This window comes from Nocardia sp. NPDC004568 (assembly GCF_040609955.1).
In the GTDB taxonomy this organism is placed as follows: Bacteria; Actinomycetota; Actinomycetes; order Mycobacteriales; family Mycobacteriaceae; genus Nocardia.
On sequence record NZ_JBEXLL010000090.1, the window covers coordinates 1 to 300 of the forward strand.

A 300-nucleotide genomic window follows, 5' to 3' on the forward strand; every position below is an offset into this window, starting at 1 on the left:
GGCCTCGAGACTTGCGCCTTCGGCGCGGGCGCTTTCGAGGCCTGAACGGCGGGACGGGCCTCGACCCTTTCCGGGCCTCGTAAGACTCGGCACCAAGCCGGTGCGGCCACGTGCGTAAAGCCCCGGCTCGGACGCCAGGTCACCCGAGCGGTCGGCCCGGCGTCTGATCAGCCCGTCGAATGCCGACGCAACCGCATGTGTCGAGTGTTGCGAGACACCTCCAAGGGTTGACCAAGGGGGCCTCAACCCCGCGCGCCGGAGGCGCGCCAAAAAACACAGCACCTTCGCGGGTGAGCTTCA